Below are 4,489 nucleotides of genomic sequence, written 5' to 3' on the forward strand. Positions count from 1 at the left end.
TTATTTTCTTCTTCCCTAATATGTTAAGTGATTATATATTAAAACCAGCTGTATATAGTGTTTTTGCAACTTCAAATTTGGAGCCTTTTGGTACGATTACTTTATGGCATGGATTTAACAAGGAACTAATGATGACGATTGGTGTTGTTTTAGCAGGGATTGCCATCTATCTGTTACGTTCTTATTTTAAAAAGATTTACATTCTGTTCCCGCAAATGCTTTCTTTAGATACTATTTATAACCGCTCATTAGAGTTTGGTGATTGGATTGCGAAGGAAATAACTAATAGATATATGACCGGTTATTTACGACATTACATGGCATATATTTTCATTGTATTTATCGTCTTATTAGGTGGGTCATTATATTTCTTAGATGCTTTTTCATTTACAACCGAAAATGATCAATCTATTGGTCCGTTCAGTTGGATACTTGCGGCAACAATTGCGATTGCCGGTATTGCGATTATTTTTGCGCAGTCACGTTTAACTGCCATTGTCATTAATGGGTATATAGGGTTTGCGATTGCGATGTTTTTTGTCATTTTCAAAGCGCCTGATTTAGCTTTAACACAACTAGTAGTAGAAACAGTATCGACTGCGCTATTTTTACTTTGTTATTACTTTTTACCTAAGTGGGAGAAATTGCCGAGACGAATTAATTGGGTAAATATCATTATTTCAATATCTGTAGGGACAATCTTTACTTTAGTTGCCTTAAGTGTTAATAGTGGAAGATTATTCGATTCAATTTCTACATTTTTTGAACATGCAGATGAACTAGCTGGTGGAAATAATATAGTTAATACGATACTAGGAGATTTCCGGGCATTTGATACGATGTTAGAAGTTATCGTATTATTCATTGCGGGAATTGGCGTTTATACGTTGATTAGATATAAGCAAACGAAAGGGGAAAGTAAAATTGAAGATTAATGAAGTTATTTTACAGACCGTGACCAGAGTCGTCGTCTTCATTATTTTAACTTTAGCCCTTTATCTTTTTTTCTCAGGTCACAATGCACCTGGTGGCGGATTTATTGGTGGGCTAGTACTTGCCTCAAGTCTTGTCCTTCTATTTCTAGCTTTTGATATCGAAACAATAAAAAAAGGAATTCCAGTCGACTTTAAACTCGTTGCTGCAACAGGGGCTGCAATTGTATTATTAACGGGGTTTGGTGCTACTCTGTTTGGTCAGCCATTCTTAACACAATCTTTCGCTTACTTTGATCTCCCTTTTTTTGGTACAACTGAACTAACAACCGTAACCATTTTTGAGACTGGTGTAGCGCTAGCTGTCTTAGGAGTGGTTGTAACAATCATCCTTAGTATTAGTGAGGACGTGTAATGATGGAAACATTAATTATTATTGTTGCTGGGGTCTTGGTAACAGTTGCAACTTATTTACTATTATCTAAAAACTTAATTAAAGTGATACTCGGTACAGCTGTATTAACTCATGGAGTACATTTGCTTATTATGGCAATGGGAGGCTTTAAAGGAAAGAATGTACCAATCATTGATAAAGGCAAAACATCTTATGTCGATGCCTTACCTCAAGCATTAATACTGACTTCAATCGTTATTAGCTTTGCTGTAACAGCATTTTTTCTAGTGCTTGCCTATCAACTTTATAAACGAACTCAAACGGATGATTTAAATAAGATGCGGGGGTATCGTCATGAATAACCTGATTGTTTTGCCAATGGCGCTCCCTCTGCTTGTAGGTGTATTACTTGTTTTCTTTCGATCATACATTGTTCACCAACGTTGGATTACGTTTGGATCTTTACTTGTTAATGCTATCATTAGTTTTTATATTTTGGAGCGAATACAGTCGGACGGAATTATTACATTAGATTTTGGTGGGTGGATCCCGCCATTTGGCATTTTGTTTGTAGCCGATTCTTTCGCTATATTACTTGTTATTACAACAAATATCGTTAGTGCAATTTGTGTTCTTTATGCGATGCCGACAATCGGTTCAGAAAGGGAGAAATATTACTTTTATTCCTTCGTTAATTTTTTAGTCGCTGGTGTAAATGGCTCATTTTTAACAGGGGATATTTTTAATTTATTTGTTACATTTGAAGTTATGTTACTCGCTTCGTATGTTCTGATAACATTAGGTGGCTCAAAACTCCAATTGAAAGAAGCAATAAAATATATTGCCATTAACGTCGTATCTTCTTCCTTATTTTTAATCGCTATCGCTTATTTATATGGAACATTAGGTACACTAAATATGGCGCATTTATCAGAGAGAATCGCTGAAGTAGGACAGACGCCGGGATTGACTGTTATTAGCTTTTTATTCCTAATTGTATTCAGTTTAAAAAGTGGACTAGTATTATATCAATGGCTACCAGGCTCCTACAGCACACCTCCAACAGCGATTGCAGCTTTATTTGGTGCGTTACTGACAAAAGTAGGTGTTTATGCCTTATTTCGTATCTTTTCGTTATTGTTTTATCATGACCAACAAATCACCCATACGGTTATTGGAGTGATGGCAGGTATTACGATAATCGGTGGCTGTATAGGTGCGATCGCTTATACGAATATTAGACAAATTGTAGCTTACAATGTTGTCATAGCGATTGGATTTATTCTCGTTGGACTGGCAATCATGACTCAAACAGCGATTGAAGGAGCTATTTTTTATTTAATTCACGACATGTTTCTAAAAGCATTGCTGTTTCTATTAGCTGGAACAATGATTCACTTAACAAAGACAGAAAAGTTAGATGAAATGAGTGGATTAATCCGAAATTACCCTGTTTTAGGTTGGATGTTTTTCATTGCCCTATTATCACTAACAGGGATTCCACCGTTAAGTGGCTTTCTCGGAAAGATTCTCATTGGAGAGGCCGCTATTGCGACGGGGTCATACATATTACTTGGACTGAGTTTTGCATCTGGTTTAATTGTACTATACTCTTTATTACGAGTTTTCATGAGTTGTTTTTGGGGAGAAACCATTATTAGTGAAGAAGAAGAAGTTCCTTTGAATAAAAAGCTTGTTCTACCGAGTGCTCTTTTCGTTATCATTACGTTTGCACTTGGAATTGGAGCAGAAGGAATTGCACCTTATCTTTCCAATGCAGCAGAAACGTTAACAAATCCTTCTATCTATATTGATGCCATTATGTCCGAGAAACAATGATTGGAGGGTGACAACGTGGCGGGACAATTTTTACTAAATTTATTTATTATGGTTCTATGGGTCTTATTAAAAGATGAGACTGTCCTTCGTATTCAAACGGTTACGACCGGGTTTATCATCGGTAGTTTCATCGTCTGGATTATGCGACGTTTTTTCGGTGGTCAGTTTTATTTACGACGTGTTATATCTGTAATAAAGTTGATTCTTATCTTCATTTCTGAAATTTTGCAATCTAGTGTCGTTGTCATTAAACATATTCTAAGTCCCAAAATCGATATTGAACCAGGTATTTTTAAATACAAAACTGTTTTGCATAGTGACAGAGAAGTAACAACACTCGCTCTTCTTCTTACGCTTACCCCTGGTTCTGTCGTGATGGAAGTAAATGAAGAAGGAAATGTATTTTATATTCATGCAATGGATATAAAAAGGTATAAAGGCGATTTAGAACGCTCATTAAAAGTGTTTGAAAAAGCAATCATGGAGGTAACGAGATAATGATTGAAACTATACTTACTATTTCTTTAGTCTTATTTGGGATCGCAATTTCAATCACATTTTTACGTATACTAATTGGTCCCACATTCCCCGATCGGGTTCTCGCAATGGATGTGGTTGGGGTTAATTTAATTTCATCGATGGCTATTATCTCGGTTCTTTTTCAAACTCGTGCTTTTTTTGATGTTATTCTCGTTCTTGGGATACTTGCTTTTATAAGTACTATTTCTTTTTCTAAATTTCTAGAAAGAGGTGTCATCATTGAACGGAAACGAGATCTTTGAACTTATAGGGGCTCTTTTAATATTACTTGGTAGCATTATTAGTGTAATCAGCGCAATTGGCATGATCCGATTTAACGATGTTTATACTCGCGCTCATGCTGCTACAAAAACGACAACATTAGCTGTACTTATTACATTAGTCGGTACGTTTATTTATGTATGGCTTGGTGAAGGGTTTATGAGCATCCGACTCATCCTCGGTATTGTTTTCGTATTCATGACCGCGCCTGTATCCGGGCATCTCGTACTCCGTGCTGCCTACCGAGCAAAAGTAAAAATGGCAGATGAAACACTTGATGATGAACTAAAGCCCGTATTGGAAAAAAAGTTACAAGAAGGGGATAGCTAATCCCCTAAGCAAATTACCTGTGGATTAGTCTACTGATACTCCCACAGCTAAAGCAGTGGGGTTCTAAATTCATTGCTTTCATCCTGCCGGCAACCACAATGATTATAATGCTTACACTTGGCATGTAGGGCTTCGGATACTGAGACAACTTTCTTCAGAACGTTCACGGTCAAAGAAACCTTTGTTTCCATTG

The 4,489-nt window shown here is 36.3% G+C and carries 7 protein-coding genes; all 7 read left to right on the top strand.

Annotation, left to right across the window (positions count from 1 at the left end; genetic code table 11):
- Window positions 1–935: hydrogen gas-evolving membrane-bound hydrogenase subunit E (mbhE, locus tag ACPYKA_RS19260; RefSeq protein WP_479543818.1), on the top strand; the 935-nt coding region annotated here is incomplete at its 5' end.
- Complete coding sequence (locus ACPYKA_RS19265) at window positions 925–1,347, top strand: Na(+)/H(+) antiporter subunit B (RefSeq protein ID WP_479543819.1); 423 nt, start codon at window positions 925–927, stop codon at window positions 1,345–1,347. The genes mbhE and ACPYKA_RS19265, both read left to right, overlap by 11 nt.
- 2 nt (window positions 1,348–1,349) lie before the next feature.
- Entirely contained in the window at window positions 1,350–1,688 is a 339-nt protein-coding gene (locus ACPYKA_RS19270) for a Na(+)/H(+) antiporter subunit C (protein ID WP_479543824.1), read from the top strand.
- Entirely contained in the window at window positions 1,681–3,165 is a 1,485-nt protein-coding gene (locus tag ACPYKA_RS19275) for a Na+/H+ antiporter subunit D (RefSeq protein ID WP_479543820.1), read from the top strand. Before ACPYKA_RS19270 ends, ACPYKA_RS19275 begins: the two co-directional genes overlap by 8 nt.
- Window positions 3,166–3,180: 15 nt before the next feature.
- A complete protein-coding gene (locus tag ACPYKA_RS19280; RefSeq protein WP_479543821.1) occupies window positions 3,181–3,663 on the top strand; it encodes a Na+/H+ antiporter subunit E in 483 nt (160 codons plus the stop codon).
- Entirely contained in the window at window positions 3,663–3,947 is a 285-nt protein-coding gene (locus tag ACPYKA_RS19285) for a Na(+)/H(+) antiporter subunit F1 (RefSeq protein WP_479543822.1), read from the top strand. The genes ACPYKA_RS19280 and ACPYKA_RS19285 overlap by 1 nt, the downstream gene beginning before the upstream one ends.
- The gene (locus ACPYKA_RS19290) at window positions 3,925–4,296 is read left to right on the top strand and encodes a Na+/H+ antiporter subunit G (protein WP_479543823.1); all 372 of its coding nucleotides are present in this window, start codon (window positions 3,925–3,927) and stop codon (window positions 4,294–4,296) included. The genes ACPYKA_RS19285 and ACPYKA_RS19290 overlap by 23 nt, the downstream gene beginning before the upstream one ends.
- Window positions 4,297–4,489 lie beyond the last annotated feature (193 nt).

Source organism: Pseudogracilibacillus amylolyticus (SeqCode) (assembly GCF_051918545.1).
GTDB lineage: Bacteria > Bacillota > Bacilli > Bacillales > Amphibacillaceae > Pseudogracilibacillus.